The organism is Hyphomonas jannaschiana VP2 (assembly GCF_000685215.1).
Lineage (GTDB): Bacteria > Pseudomonadota > Alphaproteobacteria > Caulobacterales > Hyphomonadaceae > Hyphomonas > Hyphomonas jannaschiana.
In genome coordinates, this window is the sequence record NZ_ARYJ01000001.1 from 184053 (window position 1) to 201092 (window position 17040).

Consider the following 17040-nt stretch of genomic DNA (forward strand, 5'->3'; position numbering starts at 1 on the left):
CCTGTCTCGCAAGGGGAAGTGGATCAGCTGGCAGGCACCACTTTATAGAGGCGTCCGGATGTCTCATCCTGCGGCATTGGCTCGACGGGCCTCAGCCAGCCCGGAACCTCTCCTGCCGCAAGACGGGCCAGGAAACCGTCTGGCCGGAGCGCGGTAAACGTCTTGTTTTCCGGCGCGCCCGGACACAGGAGGACATAGTCGACCTGGTTCTTTGCCAGCAAGGCTGGCACCTCCGCTGGCGGTAGCCCGAAGGCTTCAAGGCTCGCACCGATACCCGCCGTATCGCGGTGATAGTTTGCACTCATGACCGAGTGCGGTGTCTCGTTCAGGAGGTAGGATCCAATGTTCGCATCCGACAGGATCATGCCCGGCGGCACCGACGAAAGCGCGGCGAGGGCCTGATCGGAAAGACAGGCCAGCTCCTCCGATGGCTTATCCTGAGGCAATGGCGCGATAAGCGTCGGGGGAAGCGCCCAAAGCGCAGGGTTGGCAAGAACCAGCGGCAAGAGATACGCGACCCGGTTGCCTCCCTCCTCCGGGCCACGGGCATGGACATCCGACACCCAGAGCGCACAGGGGACAATCGCCAGCAAACTACCGAAGGCATAGAACCGGACCTGATACAACATCAGGACGAGCGCCATCGTCAAAAGCAAGGCAAACAGGCTCCAGGTGCGAATGTCCCGCCTACGGATAATGCCATAGATGGAGACGCCCAGCGCAACCACGCTGGTTCCCATCGCATAGGCAATGAAAGGCCAGCGCCCACCATCCTGCGCGAACATGGGCCGCGCCTCGGTGATCGAATTAAACCAGATCTCGCGCACATCCGGGGCCAGCACATCGATCGGGTTTGCCAGGCATTGCGGCCCCTGAAAGATAAACACCACGCCGCAGGCAAGACCTATGCCGGCGAGCCCCGCAAGCCGGATGCGCATACTGCGCCCTGACAGGAACGCCGCTGCGAGCGCCAGGCCGCCACCACCAATCGCAAGGGCGAGGAAGCTGATAATGGAGAAGCTGTCGCAATAAACCCGGCTCCAGAGCGCCGGAGGTACCGTTGCGAAGAAGCAAGCCGCCGTTGTTCCTGCCAATGTTACGCCAAACGCAATCGTTCCACGCCGCACCTCTGTCCCGCGCGCGGCCCAGTCCAGTGCATGAAATCCACAAATGACCGCAACGAAGGGATAAAGCTCAATCCCGACAGCGACAGACAGTGCCAGCATGACGGCGCTCAGCACCATGTTTTTCGGTGCGGCCTGACGGTCCAGTGAAGCCCCGACCGCGATAGCAAGGAAACCGAATTGAAGATTGTGATGGTCGAGCGCACCGGAGAGGAACCGGAAATGGGCAAACAGGACAGGCAGCGCGACAATGAAGGTAAAGACGAGCAGTCTGCCCCCATCGAGATTCCGCGCGGCCAGAACGAGCCCGCCCAGAACAAACAGCATGCTGAGCGGTGGCCAGACCGAAATGGCCCAGGCCAGTGCTGTGTCCTGCGGCAGGAACAGGTCAAACAGACCCGTCAGCATAATAACCGGAAGATCCGGTATCCGGGACCAGTGCATCAGCGTGCCGCCATCCGGCCCAAGGCGATACTGATGAAGATCGAACCACCCCTGCCCCGCCAGCAGGTCACGGATCTGCACAAGCCGCATGACATCATCGCCATCGGGCCCGGGCTGGCCAAGCCTGCCTTTAAGTAGGCTCACCGCCACAACACTCAGAAAGATTGATCCGCCGAGCAGCCACGTCCAGAGACGCGCCGCGCGTGAGATTGAGCTAGCAGATGTCATACCCGTCCTGACCCACGTGCCTCTTTGGCGGTAACCATAGCCACGGCAGGTATAGGAATAGCTAAAGCCACCGGCGCAGCGACAGGTCGAGCCTTTTCCGGGCCTTGCCTTGTGGAATACTGTGCATAACGAATGAACGCTTTTCAGGACGCGGACATGCCAGTCCTTAATGACGGTGCCAGGCATAAAACATGCAAACTGAAGCAATTGCGACAGGATCGCGGGTGAATGAGTGGTTAATGCCGACCCGCAAAACTCTTTTCGGCGTGAACTATAACTTATCTGAGTTGTGATTATGTGGCCGCATGACCAGTGCGGCGACCCGTTTCACGTTCCTTGACCTGATCCTCTTCGGTTCACCGAAGATCGATGAGAGCGTGCGCGGACCGATGAACCTGCACATGCTCAGCCGGTTCCAGAAATACAAGATCCCGATCAGTGTCGTGACGCTGATCAACGCGACGATCCTGCTCGCCATGTTCTCGGCAGACTCCGAGTCCGGCTTCTGCCCGATCGCCTTTGCGTGGTGGGTGCCGGTTGCCCTCTATTCCGGTTTCATGTTCTGGAGCGGTTTGCGTCCACTCGACCTCAGCACGGGCCGGGTCCCGTCCGGCCGCTTCGTGAAGCGCGCCGAGATCGGATCGTTCATACTCGGCCTCTGGTGGACGGGACTGATGTTGACGCCGGTCGCCGAGACCGAAGCGCAGCAGCTGACCATGATCGGCGTTGCGATGGGCATGTGTTGCGGCGTGGTTGGCTTCACTGCCCCCATGGTTGGCGTGGCCGCCCGCTATATGACTGCTGCGACCGTGGTTCAGCTCCTGGCCCTACTGCAACACCACACAGCGACGGCGATGACAGCCACACTGTTCGGCCTTGCACTTTCGATTGCCCTGCTCGTCAGCTCCCGGAACTTCTTCCAGTCCACCTTGGAACTGGTCGAGTCCCGCACGGAAACTGAGCGTGCGCACGACCTGCTGAAACAGTCGCTCGAAACCTCACGGCACGGATTTGCGATCTTCACCGAGACCGGTGAACGTCTGGTGGCAAACACCTATCACCAGAATTATTTTCCTGACTTCGTTCCGACGACGGTGGATCTCGGCACCAAAGAGATTTCAGTAAAGGGCAGCGACTGGTTTATCCGGTCCGTAACCCAGTCTGCGAACCGTAACTTCATTGTCACGCACACGAACATCAACCTGCAGAAAGAGACCCAGCGGTCCCTTCTCGCTGCGCAGGAAACGATCAATGACGCCCTGGCTGCGCGGTCGCGCTTCATCTCGCGGGCATCAACCGACCTTGCCGGACCGCTGAAATATATCATGACGCTGGCGTCTGCGATGTCGTCAGGTTCGAAGATCGAGTTTTCCCGCGAAGAGATCAGCGGCCACTGCGACAGCATCGACAAGGTTGCCCGTGACTTGCTCGACCTGGTGCGCGACATCGAAGAATATGCCGAAGGTGAATCCGGTGGCACGTTCTCGAACGAGGCGCCGGAAGACCTGCGCGAACTTCTCTCGCCGGAGCAACTCTGGGCCGCCGCAACCTGGGAGACCTCCACCTTCGATCGCATCAAGGTCTCCATTCCGCAGGACCTCGATGTCGTGATGATCGATGGACCGCGCTTCACGTCCACGGTGGTGAAGCTGCTCAAGCGCGCCTCAATGGTTTCGATCGACCCGATCGTGCTGACCTGCACGCCTGACGAGGAAGGCCGTATTCACGTCACGATCGTCGACCGTGGCCGCCCGCTCAGCCCGGCAGAAGTTGCAGACTTCTTCGAGCCCTATGGCGACGAGACCCGCCCCGGCGCCGACCAGTATGTGACTCGCGGCCTCGAACTGGCGCTGATCAAGAAATATCTCAACAGCCAGGGCGCTGAAATCACCGTGCGTCCGCTCAACAAGATCGGCAATGCGATCACGATCACGCTCCCCTCCTCGGCAATCGTGGGCAAACGTTTCGGCCACAAAACCGATACCGTGATCGGCAGCACTAGGCCTGAGCCCCGCCGAACGGCCAACGGCTGAACGCCTTCTGAAGTTTTCCTCCTGAAACCCAGCGTGGGGCAGCATTCGCCTTGCATCGGCGGCGCAATGAGCTAGTCCTGTGGGCTGATGCTGTTGTGAGTAGTTCAGATGAAGCCGGGCGGAAAGCGGATCGCCATTCTCGGCGCAGGTCCAGCTGGCCTGACGATCGCTCGACTCCTGATGGAGCAGAGCGATCATTCCGTCACCCTTTACGAGAAATCTCACCGCGTAGGTGGGAAGTCCCTGAGCGTGCGCCAGGGCGAGGATCTGATCGAATTCGGTACCTGCTACACAATCATGTCCCACCGGCGCGTCATGAAATGGATGCGCGAACAGGGCATCACCATCCAGCAGATCGTGCCGCACAAGATCGACGGCGTGCCGGCGCGGGACTTTTTCAATTCCGGCCCGGGTGCCCCGCTCGCTATTCAGGGCATCTCCTATGTCCGCGCCCGCCGGAAACTCCTGAAAGCGCTGGAAGCCGATACCCCACCCCAGAAAGCCCTCGAGGAAGCCGCAACCCCGGCTGTCGATTGGCTGCGCGCCCGCAAGCTGGGCAAGATCGAAAAGATGATGATGCGCACGGTCACGGGCATGGGCTATGGCGACCTCAAGACCGTGCCGATCGTGCATGCCATGCGCTGGGTGGACATGGACCTCATCCTGTCCGGCACGCTAAACAAGATCTACATGCCGGTCGAAGGCTGGGGCGAGTTCTGGGAACGCCTGGCAAAGCCCATGGATGTGCGCCTGGAAACCCATGTCCGTCACATTGACCGGTCCGGAGACCAGCACCTTGTTGTGCTGGATGACGGAACAGAGGAAAAGTTCGACGCCCTGATCTGCGCCATGCCGGTGGACAGATTCTCAGCCCTACTCGAGCCAACCGAAGCCGAGCGCATTGTCGGAGATGCGATTCATTGGGGCGGCTATGCCACCACGCTGATCTCTTCCGAGGACTGGTTCCAGGAACAGATCGAATACTACAGCGAAACCTGCCTGCCGGGTGTGGAGCCCGGTCTGATGATGTCCGCCCGGCGGGAAGGCTATGATGCGGGGCTCGGCGGCCACCTCTACATCGCCAATCAGCTGCCTGGCGATTATACCGGGCCGGAACTTGTCGAGATCCTGCGCGAGGAGGTGACCCGGCGGGGCGGCACGATCAATGCCGTGATCCAGCAGGAAATCTGGGAATATTTTGCCGAATACGATCCCGACGCGATCCGGAAGGGACTCATCGCCCGCATGCGCCAGATGCAGGGCGAACGGCGCACTTGGTATACCGGCGCAACTTTCTCTCACGAGTCAGTTGCCAATATCTGCATTCACAATGAAGCCCTGGTGCCGGACATGCTGAAGGCACTCGGGTGAGACACGCCCGGAAAGAACGGAGATAATGCCATGTGTGGCCTGATCGCAGGAATCGGGAAGGTGTCGCTCGCGACATTGGACAAGGCTGTGGCCTCTCTCACCCATCGTGGACCGGAATCGTCGGACACCTGGATCTCCGAAAACAAGTCCATGTTTCTGGGACATACGCGCCTGTCGATCATCGGGCTCGACAATGGCGCCCAACCAATCAGCAATTCGGACGGCAATGTCCACATCGTCGTCAACGGCGAGTTCTATGGCTACCGCGAAATCCGTGACCGCCTTCTCGCGGAAGGCGCGGTTTTCAAGACCAAGTCCGACAGCGAGATCGCGCTACACCTCTATCTGCACTATGGCCTGCAGGCATTGAAGGAACTGCGCGGCGAGTTCTCGATCGTCATCGCAGACGAACGCCAGAACTGCCTGATCGCCATCCGGGACCGGTTCGGCATCAAGCCTCTCTTCTACACAGTTCATCAGGGGGCTGTCTATTTCGCGTCCGAGATCAAGGCCCTGCTGGCCCTCGGTGTGCCGGCTCGCTGGGACCTTGAAACCGCTTTTTATGACGGCTTCCTCTTTCGCGACCACGCCCGCACCCTGTTCAAGGACATCTGGTCCGTGCCGCAAGGCCAGTACGCCATCGCCACGCCCGGCGACATCAAGCTATACACCTATTGGGACTGGGACTTCCCGACCGAAGCAGCGCTTGAGAGCGATACACGCAGCGAGGCGGAATGCGTCGAGGAGTTCCGCGCCATCCTGAAGGAGTCGATCCGGGACCGCCTCGTCGCGGACGTGCCGGTGGCCTGTTATCTCAGCGGCGGCATCGACTCCTGCGCTGTGCTCGGTTTTGCCCAGCAAGGCCTGTCGCGGCCCATTGAGTGCTACACGCTCGCCTTCGATGATGAACTCTATAATGAGGCACCGATCGCCGAGAAGCAGGCGGCTTTTGCCGGGGCGAATTACAACCCGATCATCGTGGGACGGAAAGATCTCGCCGCCGCCTATTCCGATGCGGTCTGGCATGCCGAAACACCGTTCGTAAATGCAAATGGCGTGGCGAAGTTCCTGCTCAGCCGCGCGGTTAACCAGCGCGGCATCAAGGTCGTGCTGACTGGCGAAGGCGCCGACGAAATGCTCGGCGGCTACCTGCCCTTCAAGCGCGATGCGATCCTGCATCATGGCGAAGGCCGCAGTGAAGCCGAAGCCCAGGCCATGATCGAGCAGATCTTCGAGTCCAACCCCGCCGCCCGCGCGATCTTCATGCGCGAAGGGGCGGATGACCCGGCCATCAGGGAAGTCGCCACCCGCCTCGGCTGGGTGCCCTCCTTCATGGAGACCTATGGCCAGCTTGGCCGTATCTCGTCCGGACTTTATCGCGATGAAATGATGGCCGGTATCCACCCATCTGCCAACCCGTTCACCTATGTGATGGACCGGTTGCCGGTCAGCCGCGCGCTTGATGGCCGTTCGCGTCTCAACCAGGCGCTTTACCTGAATTCCAAAACGCATATGGCGAACTTCATCCTCACCTTCCTGGGTGACCGGATGGAAATGGCCCATTCCGTGGAAGGCCGGGTGCCTATGCTGGACCACCGCCTGGCCGAATGCGCCGCGCGTCTGCCGATCCATATGAAAGTCCGTGGAACGACGGAAAAGCATGTGCTACGCGAGGCCGCAAAGGACGTGCTGATCGACGAGGTCTACACTCGCGAGAAACACCCCTTCCTCGCCCCTCCGGTCACCGATGCGGAAGACCCGATGATGCAGATGTATGAAGACGTCTTCGCCTCCAAAGCACTGGAAGAACAGCCGGTGATCGATCCTGACCGTGCCCGCAATGCGCTGAACATGGTGAAGATGCTGCAGGGCGAGCAGAAGATCGCTTTCGAAGGCCTGATCCACAAAGTCGCCAGCATCACGCTGATGCAGGAACGCTTCAGCATGACGTAAACAAAGCCTTGCCAGAGGGGGCCAAGTTTCACCCCCCGCCCAAGGCCGGCAGAAACCAAGATCGGTTACCCCTGTACCTCAAGCCCGGGAATGCCCCGGCAAGGATGAGTCTGGGGTTTCTCGTGTCTATTGCGCATTTGCCGCTTTCCGCGATCATTTCCGTTACCGCTGCGCTGCTGGCGCTGGCGGCCTGGCGCTATCGCAGCACGATCCTGCGCATCCGGCTCGCCCCGACACTGTTCTCCGGCGCGCGCCAGGACTGGACGTTCAGCCATATCGCCGAGATTTTCCCGACCGTCGAAATCCCGGCTGCCAAGCACCGCAGCCCCTTCCCCGAGGCAGCATATCAGGACCTGCCCGAAACATTCGACTACGAAGGCCAAACCTGGGATACGGATGCCTTCCTGGAAGACACCGATACCGCTGCCATGCTTGTCCTGAAGGATGGCGAGATCGTCCACGAGACCTATGCCGGCGCTGGCGGACGGATGCAGGACTGGCTGTCCTGGTCAGTCGCGAAAAGCTTTGTATCCGCCCTCGTCGGCATCGCCATCGAGGAAGGCCACATACATTCGATCTACGATCCGGTGACGGACCATGTGCCGACCCTGAAAGGTTCAGCTTATGACGGTGTCACCATCAAACAGGTCCTGCAGATGTGTTCCGGCGCGTCCTGGAACGAAGACTACAGCGACTGGAAATCGGACATCAATCGCTTCGCGCGCACCTTCGCGCTTGGCGGGTCGTTGACCGACTTCGCCCGCTCACTGGCCCCGGCCCGCAAGCCCGGCATGTACCGGCTCTACAATTCCATCGACACGCAGGTACTGGGCATGCTGGTCGCAGCTTCCACCGGCAAGTCGCTCGCCGCCTACATGCAGGAAAAGCTCTGGGAGCCACTCGGCGCGGAAAGCCCGGCACGCTGGATCGTGGATAAGGATGGCGTCGAGATGGCCTTTGGCGGTCTCACCGCGACGGCTCGCGATTATGCGAAGCTCGGTGAGCTCTATCGTAATCGCGGAAACTGGCATGGGCGCCAGGTCGTGCCGGAAGCCTGGGTCGACAAATCTCTGGCCCCGGACATGCCGCACCTGATGCCCGGTGGCTTTGCCCTGCCGGATGCGCCTTCAGGCTACGGCCAGTCGCTCGGCTACGGCTTCCAGTGGTGGGTGCTCAGCACGGCGCCGCTCGAGTTCTGCGCCATGGGCGTCTACAACGAGTTCATCTATGTCGATCCTGCGCGAGGCATCACCATAGTGAAGCTCTCCTCCAACCGCGACTATGGCGTGAAGCCGGACGAGGAACATGCCAAGGAACTGAAAACAATCGAATTCCTGCGAACGGTCGCACGCAGCATTTCGGATGCAATTCCGGAAGCGGAGAAGCGGACGGGGACCGAGGGGTAGCGGTTGCTTGCGCGGCGCGCATTCACATCCTCAAATCGATCCTCGATCGATTTGTGCGCCACAGGCGCACCGGATGTGAATGGTGGGCGGTAACGGGCTCGAACCGCTGACCCTCTCGGTGTAAACGAGATGCTCTACCAACTGAGCTAACCGCCCATCCGGCGGCGTTCATGCCGGGCCTCGGGACAAAAAGCAAGACGGCCGCTCCAGATGAAGCGGCCGCCTGTGTTTTTAATGTGCCGAGCCTTAGTGGGCGCGGGGCTGGTCGCCCGTTCCGCTGCCCTGCCCCGACAGCGATGCGTGCAGCGCCGCCTCGTCGGCTTCCGACCATTCGATCGGTGTCAGCGGCCGGGTCAGCGCAATCTCCAGCACCTCATTGATGTCGGAGACCGGCACGATCTTCAGGCCCGTCTTCACATTCTCCGGAATCTCGTCGAGATCCTTCTCGTTCTCTTCCGGAATGAGGACCGTCTTGATGCCGCCGCGGAGGGCTGCGAGCAACTTCTCCTTCAGGCCGCCGATCGGCAACACCTTGCCACGCAGCGAGATCTCACCCGTCATCGCGACTTCGCGGTCAACCGGGTTCCCGGTCAGCAGTGAGACAATGGCGGTGGTCATGGCGACACCGGCGGACGGACCGTCTTTCGGTGTGGCGCCATCCGGCACGTGGACGTGGATGTCCGTCGTGTTGAAGACCGTCGGCTTGATGCCGAGCATCACCGACCGGGACCGCACGAGCGAGCTCGCCGCCTGGATCGATTCCTTCATCACGTCGCGGAGGTTCCCGGTGACCTTCATGTTCCCGCGGCCGGGCATCTTGACCGCCTCGATGGTTAGGAGGTCGCCGCCCGTCTCGGTCCAGGCAAGGCCGGTAACGGCGCCCACCTGATCGGTCTCGTCGGCAAGGCCGTAACGGAACTTCCGCACGCCTGCGAAGTCGCCGAGGTTCTCCGGCGTCACGGTCAGCGTGGCGCCATCGCCCTGCTCCGCCAGCTTGCGCACCGCCTTGCGGGCAAGGCGCGCAATCTCACGCTTCAGGCTACGAACACCGGCTTCGCGGGAGTAGTAGCGGATGAGATCGCGGATGGCCTGGTCGGTGACGACAAACTCGTCCTCGCCAAGGCCGTGATCCTCACGCACCTGAGGGATCAGGTGGCGCTTGGTGATCTCCAGCTTCTCATCTTCCGTGTACCCGGCGATGCGGATGATCTCCATACGGTCCAGCAAGGGCTGGGGCATGTTGAGCGAGTTCGCCGTCGTCACGAACATCACGTCGGAAAGGTCGTAGTCGACTTCCAGGTAATGGTCGTTGAACGTCGAGTTCTGCTCCGGATCGAGCACTTCCAGCAGCGCCGAGGCCGGATCGCCGCGATGGTCCATGCCCATCTTGTCGATCTCGTCCAGAAGGAACAGCGGGTTGCCCGACTTCACCTTCTTCAGCGACTGGATGATGCGTCCCGGCATCGAGCCGATATAGGTCCGGCGGTGGCCGCGGATCTCGCTCTCGTCACGCACGCCGCCCAGCGACACGCGCACGAAGTCGCGTCCCGTGGCTTCGGCAATGGACCGGCCAAGCGAGGTCTTACCGACACCCGGAGGGCCGACGAGGCAGAGGATCGGCCCCTTCATCTTGCCGGTGCGCTTCTGCACGGCGAGATATTCGAGGATCCGCTCTTTCACCTTCTCAAGACCATAATGGTCGTCGTCGAGCTGCTTCTCGGCTTTGACCAGGTCGGTCTCGATGTCCTTGCGCGTGCCCCATGGCAGGGCCAGCAACCAGTCGAGATAGTTCCGCACAACGGTGGATTCCGCCGACATCGGCGACATCTGCCGCAACTTCTTCATCTCGGCATCGGCCTTGGTACGGGCCTCTTCGGACAGCGGCGTTTCCTTGATGCGGGCTTCCAGTTCGGCCAGCTCGTCGCGCTCGCCGCCTTCACCCTGCTCACCCAGCTCGCGCTGGATCGCCTTCATCTGCTCGTTGAGGTAATACTCGCGCTGGGTCTTCTCCATCTGCCGCTTGACGCGGTTTTTGATCTTCCGCTCCATCTGCAGCATGCCCATCTCGCTCTCCATGAGCGCGAAGACCTTTTCGAGGCGTTCCTTCACGTCCGTGAGTTCGAGCAGTTCCTGCTTGTCGGAAAGTTTGACAGAGAGGTTCGAGGCCACCGAGTCGGCCAGGCGGCCGGGATCGGTCATCGCAGAGATCGTGCCGACGGATTCCGGCGGGATCTTGCGATTCAGCTTCACATAATTCTCGAACTGCTCCTGCACGGCGCGCATGAGGGCTTCGACGTCGGAATTCTCCGTTTCGACCTCGTCCAGAACTTCGACTTCGGCTTCGAAATAGTCGCCGCGGTCAATCAGTTCAGCAACGCGTGCACGCGTCTTGCCTTCGACCAGCACTTTAACGGTGCCGTCGGGCAGCTTCAGCAGCTGGAGGATGGTGGCGATCGTGCCGGTTCCGTGCACGTCATCGGAGCCGGGATCGTCGATCGCGGCATCGAGCTGGGCCACCAGCATGATTTCATTGTCCGCTTCCTCGATCATTTCGAGGGCGCGCACCGACTTGTCGCGGCCCACGAAGAGCGGGGCGACCATGTCGGGGAACACAACGATGTCCCGAAGCGGCAACACCGGAAGGTTCTTGGTCTTTGGCATGTAACTGCCTCCTTCGTATTATGGTCCCGCCGGGCGGCAACCATGTGACCCTACCCGCCAATGATGGCGGGAGTCGGGCGATGCACCAGATGTGGAGAGTGGCCGGGCCTGCTTCAACCCGGCCCCTGCGCAACAAAATTGTGATTTACCCCGCCCCTGCCTGCAATCAGGGCGCTTCGGCCTGCCATGCCTTTGCGGCAGCCTTTTCCGATTTCTGGTTTGCCAGGAAAGCGGACAGCACGCCAAGTTTCTCATCTGGCTCCCCTCCCGCACCGAGCCTCTTCAGCTGCTCATAATACCAGCCCATGGCCCCGAAACCGTTAAGAGCCTTGATGAGTTTGATCGGCGAATGCGGTCCCAGCAGACCCGGTCCGATACGCAGCTTCTTTTCCCATTGGTCGAAAGCCTCCTGCGTACCAGAGAGCAGCCGCGCGGGGGCGGTCGTATCCACGCAAAGCGGACGTCCGATGCCGATCAGGTCTGCCTCGCCGGAGGCCAGCGCTTCGTTCATCGCCGCGACCGTGCGGAACCCGCCGGTGACCATCAGCGGCATCTTTGCCCGGTCCTGCACGGCGCGGGCATATTTCAGGAAATAGGCCTCCCTCGCCTTCGTGGATGCGGACACCGGCTGATCGAAGACAGGTTCAAGCCCCTCCTGGTCCATCATTTTCGGCTGTTCATAGTTCCCGCCGGAAATCTCTACAAAATCAACGTCCAGTGTGTCGAGCGTGTCGATCACGCCGAGGCAGTCCTCGAAACTGAAGCCGCCTTTCTGGAAGTCTGCCGAGTTCAGCTTCACCGAAACGGAGAAGCCCGGCCCGCCGGCGATCTTCGCTTCTTTCACGCAGGCGACCAGCAATCTTGCCCGGTTTTCAAGCGGACCGCCCCATTCGTCCTCACGCCGATTGGCCAGCGGCGACAGGAAGGAGGACAACAGATACCCATGGGCGGCATGGACCTGAATGCCGTCAAACCCGGTCTGTTTCGCGACTTTCGCCGCCCGGCCGAAGCCTTCAATCACCGCCTTGATTTCCTCCACCGTCATGGCGCGGGGCTCCCCGAACTGGCCGCCTGGCAGTCCGAGCGCCACAGGGCTCGGCGCGGCGGGCCTGGGGTTTACCAGTTTCGGCGTCTGGCGCCCGGCATGGCTGACCTGCATGACCAGCGCCGCGCCTTTGGATTTCGCCGCTTCAGCCCAGCGGGCGAAGCCGTCCAGCGCCTCGTTCGAAATCTTCGGCCCGATGACCACATTGCCCACCTGTTCAAGGTGATCCCGGTCGATCTGGACATTGCCGGTGATGATGCCGCCGAGCCCGCCTTCGGCCCAGCGCCGGTAGAGCGTGACATGCGCCTCAGTGACCCTATTGCGCGAATCAGCCAATCCCTCTGTCATTGCCGCTTTCACAAGACGGTTGGGAAATGTCAGCCCGCTGGCCAGGGTTAATGCAGTGTTAATCGTGGCAGTCATTGATGTTCCCCCAATATCGACACTGACTCGTGACGCCCTTAAGGGAGACCATAAATGGCCGCCGCCAAGCAAGCAAAGCTGTTCGACCAAATGAGCTCCGACACGTCCGGTTACTCCGCAAAGGACATTGAAGTCCTTGAAGGCCTCGAGCCTGTCCGCAAACGCCCCGGCATGTATATCGGCGGCACGGACGAGCGCGCCTATCACCACCTCTTTGCCGAGGTGCTGGACAATGCGATGGACGAAGCCGTCGCCGGCCATGCCAACCGGATCGAGATCCATCTCGACGCCGAAGGCTATCTGACCGTCGCCGACAATGGCCGCGGCATCCCGGTCGACCCGCACCCGAAATTCCCCAAGAAATCCGCCCTCGAAGTCATCATGACGACGCTGCACTCGGGCGGGAAGTTTTCTGACAAGGCTTACGCCACCGCTGGCGGCCTCCATGGCGTGGGTATCTCGGTGGTAAACGCGCTGTCGGAGCGCGTGGAAGTCGAGGTTGCCCGTGACAAGCGGCTCTACCGGCAGTGCTTCTCGCGCGGTCTCGTGGAGGGCAAGCTGGAGAAGGTCGGCGCGGCGCCGAACCGGCGCGGCACGTCGGTGAAATTCAAGCCGGACCATCAGATCTTCGGCGAGAAGATGCGCTGGCGCCCGGCCCGCCTGTTCCAGATGGCGCGCTCGAAAGCCTATCTCTACCGCGGCGTCGAGGTGCGCTGGAACTGCGACCCGTCCCTGCTGCCGGAAGATTCCAAGATCCCGGCAGAGGCCACCCTCTCCTACCCGAACGGCCTCGCCGACCAGCTGGCCGAAGTCTTCGGCGGCAAGGCAACGATCACCGAAGCGCCGTTCACCGGCCTCGTGGACATGGGCGATGAGGGCAAGGTCGAATGGGCCATCGCCTGGACGCAGGCCGGTTTCGGCGAGAGCGACGGCTTTGCCCGCTCTTATTGTAACACGATCCCGACGCCCGAAGGCGGCACGCACGAGGCGGGCTTCCGCGCGGCGATCACCAAGGGCCTGCGCAATTTCGGCGAGCTGACCGGCAACAAGAAGGCCGGCGACATCACCGCCGACGACATCATGGGCCATTCCGGCCTGTTGCTGTCGGTCTTCATCCGCGGGCCGGAATTCGTCGGCCAGACCAAGGACAAGCTGTCGACCACTGCCGCGTTCCGTCTCGTCGAGAACGCCGTGCGCGACCGGTTCGACCACTGGCTCGCTGGGTCCCCGAAGGAAGCCGACAAGCTGCTGACCTGGGCGATCGACCGCGCCGATGAGCGCGCACGCCGCAGAAAACAGAAAGAAATCAACCGCAAGTCCGCCACCAAAAAGCTCCGCCTGCCGGGCAAGCTGGCGGACTGTTCGGAAAAAGGCCCGGACGAAACCGAGCTGTTCCTCGTCGAAGGCGACTCGGCTGGCGGCAGCGCCAAGCAGGCGCGCGACCGGAAAACGCAGGCCATCCTGCCGCTGCGCGGGAAGATCCTGAACGTCGAAAGCGCCTCGCTCGACAAGATGATGGCCAACCAGGAGATCAACGATCTGGCGCTGGCGCTGGGCACCCAGCTCGGCAAGAAATTCGCCATCGACGATCTGCGTTATGAGCGCATCATCATCATGACCGACGCCGACGTGGACGGCGCCCACATCGCGGCGCTGCTGATCACTTTCTTCTACCGGATGACGCCGGGACTCATTGAATCCGGACGGCTTTTCCTGGCCATGCCGCCGCTCTACAAGCTCTCCAACAAGGGCACGATCGTCTATGCCATGGACGACGAAGACCGCGCGGCGAAGATGAAAGCGCACTTCAAGCCGAACCAGAAGGTCGACATGACGCGCTTCAAGGGTCTCGGCGAGATGAACCCGGCGCAGCTGAAAGAGACCACGATGAACCCGGCTACCCGCACGCTCGCCCGCGTGACGCTGCCGGATTCCATGGACGAGCTGACCGAGATGAAGCCGGCCGAACTCATCAACACGCTGATGGGCAAGAAGGCGGAACTCCGCTTCCGCTTCATCCAGGAGAACGCGGCCTTTGTTGAGGACCTGGATATCTAGGCCAAACCGGCGCACACTCCCCTCAAAATAAAGGCCAAAAAAGGGGAGGAAAAACAATGTACTCACAGAAAGACTGGCTGCTCATCTTCGGGGCGGGCCTGTTCCTGCTGGGCCTCGTCACGGGCTTTGTCGGGCCGCTTTTGCTCAATCCGCGGATGGGATTGTCCTCGCATCTGGAGGGCCTGATGAACGGCACGTTCCTGATTGCCGTGGGCGCAATCTGGGACCGGGTGCACCTCTCCCCGGCCCTGAAGAAGACGGCGTTTGGCCTGTTCCTCTTCGGCACCACAGCCAATTGGGCGACCGTATTCCTCGCCGCCGCCTGGGGCGCGAGCGCGCTGATGCCGATCTCGGGCGCTGGCCATACGGGCACGCCGTTTCAGGAAAATACTGTCGCGACGCTGCTGATGGGGCTCTCCATCGCGATGCTGATCGCGACCGCGCTGATGCTCGCAGGGCTCCTGCGTAAACGCGCCTGAGGTGTTGGATAAGGGCCCCGCCAGACCGTGTAAAACACCATATATACACCGTGTATGGACCATATATACGCGGGCTGGCGGGCGCCCCTACGCCTTCGGCAGCCGCCGCATGTGTACGTCGCGCACGACATGCACCACCGGCCGGATCGCGAAACAGACCGAGCCGATCAGGAACAGCCACGTCCCGGCCGTCTGCGTCGCCTCCCCAAAGAACAGGACCGAGCCGATAATGAACAGGATCGCCGCCAGCGCATCGACACAGTCATAGACTGTCCCATAGGCGACATAGACCTCCCTGTGGCGCGGCGTCGTAAAACGCATTCCTTCGGTCATGGCGGCTCCCGTGTTTGCGGTGAGATGCTGGAGTGCCGGTTTCGGGCGGGGCTGTAAAGCGGGAGCTAAAGAGGGTCGCAAAGCCACAGCCATTCAAGTAGAATAAATCCACCCCCCTAAGTAGAGGGCAGCCGAGTCAAATGCGAGGAGCTTCGGATGGCGCAAAGAACAAGGTACCCTATCAAATGCGAATGTGGGCACGATGGCACTCTCATTTGCAAAGAAAGTGACCAACCTTTTGGCGGCCAATGGGAGGACTACTCCGTCATTGGGTTTGAAGGGAAATCTTATTACACAAAAGGATTCTCACACACCTCTGAAGCCTTGGAGCACATCAAACCAAAGTGCCCCAAATGTGGAGCAGTCGGAAAGGCAAAGGTTACAAGTGGCTAGTTTAAAGCGAGGCTATTGAATACGGATATAGTCTGTGTACAAACCAAGAAGACATCACTTTGTTCAAGCTGAACATATTCGACAGTTCGTTGATTCAAACGGAACTGTTACAGTTTATTCAAAAGAAGGCCGAAGCTTCGACGTTTCACCAGAAGCAATCTTTTGGCAACGAGATCTCAATTCATATGACACGCCAGATGGTCTGAATACGGAATTTGAAAATTTCATCACCGAGGTTGAGAACCAGACATTTCCAGCACTGGCCAAAACAATAGATTCAGAAATTGTTGCGGCAGAAGCATTGAACGCCCTCACAGCATACCTTGCGCTTTCCAGAATAAGAAGCCCTTCTCTTCAAGCAGGCGTTATTGCCCATCATCAACAATTGGTTAGAACGTCCGCCATCATGATGGACCAACGTGGAGCTTTCGACGAGCTAGGGCCGCTTCCAGACGCTGAGAACCGGTCGCTCACGGAACTGCTTGATAGCGGGGCACTAGAGTTCCAAATCAACAATGCCGTTTACCTAGACAAGATTTTTCAGATGACAAAGCAAACTCATTCAATTCTGCTGAACGGGTTTCGATGGAACCTCGTAAAATCTCCACTAGGTCGTGTAATTATCTCTGATCACCCGCTTACCTTTGTACACCCAGGGCGGCACTTTGGTCTTTATGGCATACCGCCTGGAGGTGATGATTGTGAAATGGCGTTTCCTCTGTCCAAGCATCTTTATTTGGTCGGTCTATGGGAACGTGAATTCGAATCCTTTGAATCGGAAGAGGCAGTGAACGAACTCAATACACGACAAGCCATTTTCGCAAGTCGACACTTCGCAACAAGTTTCGAATCAACTGAGTGGCTGCCTCTAGCGTTGCAGTTTCGAAATTTCAGTTTCCGTACAAAGGCGGACACTCTCGAACATCCCGCAGGGGCCATCCATTCGATTACCGGTGGCGTATTTCCGATTGAATCTGCTGAAGCCGCGGAAGAGGAAAATCCACTCTTGGGTACGAAACCAATCATCGCCCAGAAATAAGCGTTCAGTGAAGAGGAACGTGATAGAATATCCCTATCTTTGGCCCACAT

11 protein-coding genes and 1 tRNA gene are annotated in these 17040 nt (G+C 60.1%); 7 read left to right on the plus strand and 5 right to left on the minus strand.

Going from position 1 to position 17040, the window contains the following annotated elements:
- Positions 1–23: 23 nt before the first annotated feature.
- Positions 24–1712, minus strand: coding sequence for a hypothetical protein (locus tag HJA_RS00855; RefSeq protein WP_155839821.1), 1689 nt, complete (start codon positions 1710–1712; stop codon positions 24–26).
- Between the two features lie 389 nt (positions 1713–2101).
- Between HJA_RS00855 and HJA_RS00860 the strand changes: the two genes are divergently transcribed.
- From HJA_RS00860 to HJA_RS00875, 4 genes are all read left to right on the plus strand, one after another.
- Entirely contained in the window at positions 2102–3829 is a 1728-nt protein-coding gene (locus HJA_RS00860) for a sensor histidine kinase (RefSeq protein ID WP_035577064.1), read from the plus strand.
- A gap of 108 nt (positions 3830–3937) precedes the next feature.
- Positions 3938–5200 (plus strand): FAD-dependent oxidoreductase, encoded by a 1263-nt coding sequence (locus HJA_RS00865; RefSeq protein WP_035577070.1) that lies wholly within the window; start codon positions 3938–3940, stop codon positions 5198–5200.
- Positions 5201–5230: 30 nt separating this feature from the next.
- A complete protein-coding gene (gene asnB / locus HJA_RS00870) occupies positions 5231–7153 on the plus strand; it encodes an asparagine synthase (glutamine-hydrolyzing) (protein WP_035577072.1) in 1923 nt (640 codons plus the stop codon).
- 122 nt (positions 7154–7275) lie between these two features.
- Complete coding sequence (locus tag HJA_RS00875; RefSeq protein WP_206741647.1) at positions 7276–8559, plus strand: serine hydrolase domain-containing protein; 1284 nt, start codon at positions 7276–7278, stop codon at positions 8557–8559.
- Between the two features lie 80 nt (positions 8560–8639).
- Here the strand turns inward: HJA_RS00875 and HJA_RS00880 are convergent.
- The 3 genes from HJA_RS00880 to HJA_RS00890 form a co-directional block, all read right to left on the minus strand.
- Positions 8640–8715: transfer RNA gene (locus tag HJA_RS00880), tRNA-Val, on the minus strand.
- A 90-nt stretch (positions 8716–8805) separates the two neighbouring features.
- Complete coding sequence (lon, locus tag HJA_RS00885) at positions 8806–11220, minus strand: endopeptidase La (RefSeq protein WP_035577073.1); 2415 nt, start codon at positions 11218–11220, stop codon at positions 8806–8808.
- 166 nt (positions 11221–11386) lie between these two features.
- A complete protein-coding gene (locus tag HJA_RS00890) occupies positions 11387–12688 on the minus strand; it encodes an NADH:flavin oxidoreductase/NADH oxidase family protein (protein WP_035577075.1) in 1302 nt (433 codons plus the stop codon).
- A 54-nt stretch (positions 12689–12742) separates the two neighbouring features.
- On the opposite strand from HJA_RS00890, the gene parE reads away from it, so the two are divergent.
- Both parE and HJA_RS00900 read left to right on the plus strand, forming a co-directional pair.
- Positions 12743–14746, plus strand: a complete 2004-nt coding sequence (gene parE, locus HJA_RS00895; RefSeq protein WP_035577077.1) for a DNA topoisomerase IV subunit B — start codon at positions 12743–12745, stop codon at positions 14744–14746.
- A gap of 56 nt (positions 14747–14802) precedes the next feature.
- Complete coding sequence (locus HJA_RS00900; protein WP_035577084.1) at positions 14803–15225, plus strand: hypothetical protein; 423 nt, start codon at positions 14803–14805, stop codon at positions 15223–15225.
- An 87-nt stretch (positions 15226–15312) separates the two neighbouring features.
- Here HJA_RS00900 and HJA_RS00905 read toward each other — a convergent pair whose 3' ends face one another.
- Positions 15313–15558, minus strand: coding sequence for a YrhK family protein (locus HJA_RS00905; protein WP_051597219.1), 246 nt, complete (start codon positions 15556–15558; stop codon positions 15313–15315).
- Positions 15559–15985: 427 nt separating this feature from the next.
- On the opposite strand from HJA_RS00905, the gene HJA_RS18285 reads away from it, so the two are divergent.
- Complete coding sequence (locus HJA_RS18285; protein WP_081814447.1) at positions 15986–16990, plus strand: DUF4238 domain-containing protein; 1005 nt, start codon at positions 15986–15988, stop codon at positions 16988–16990.
- Positions 16991–17040: the final 50 nt, after the last annotated feature.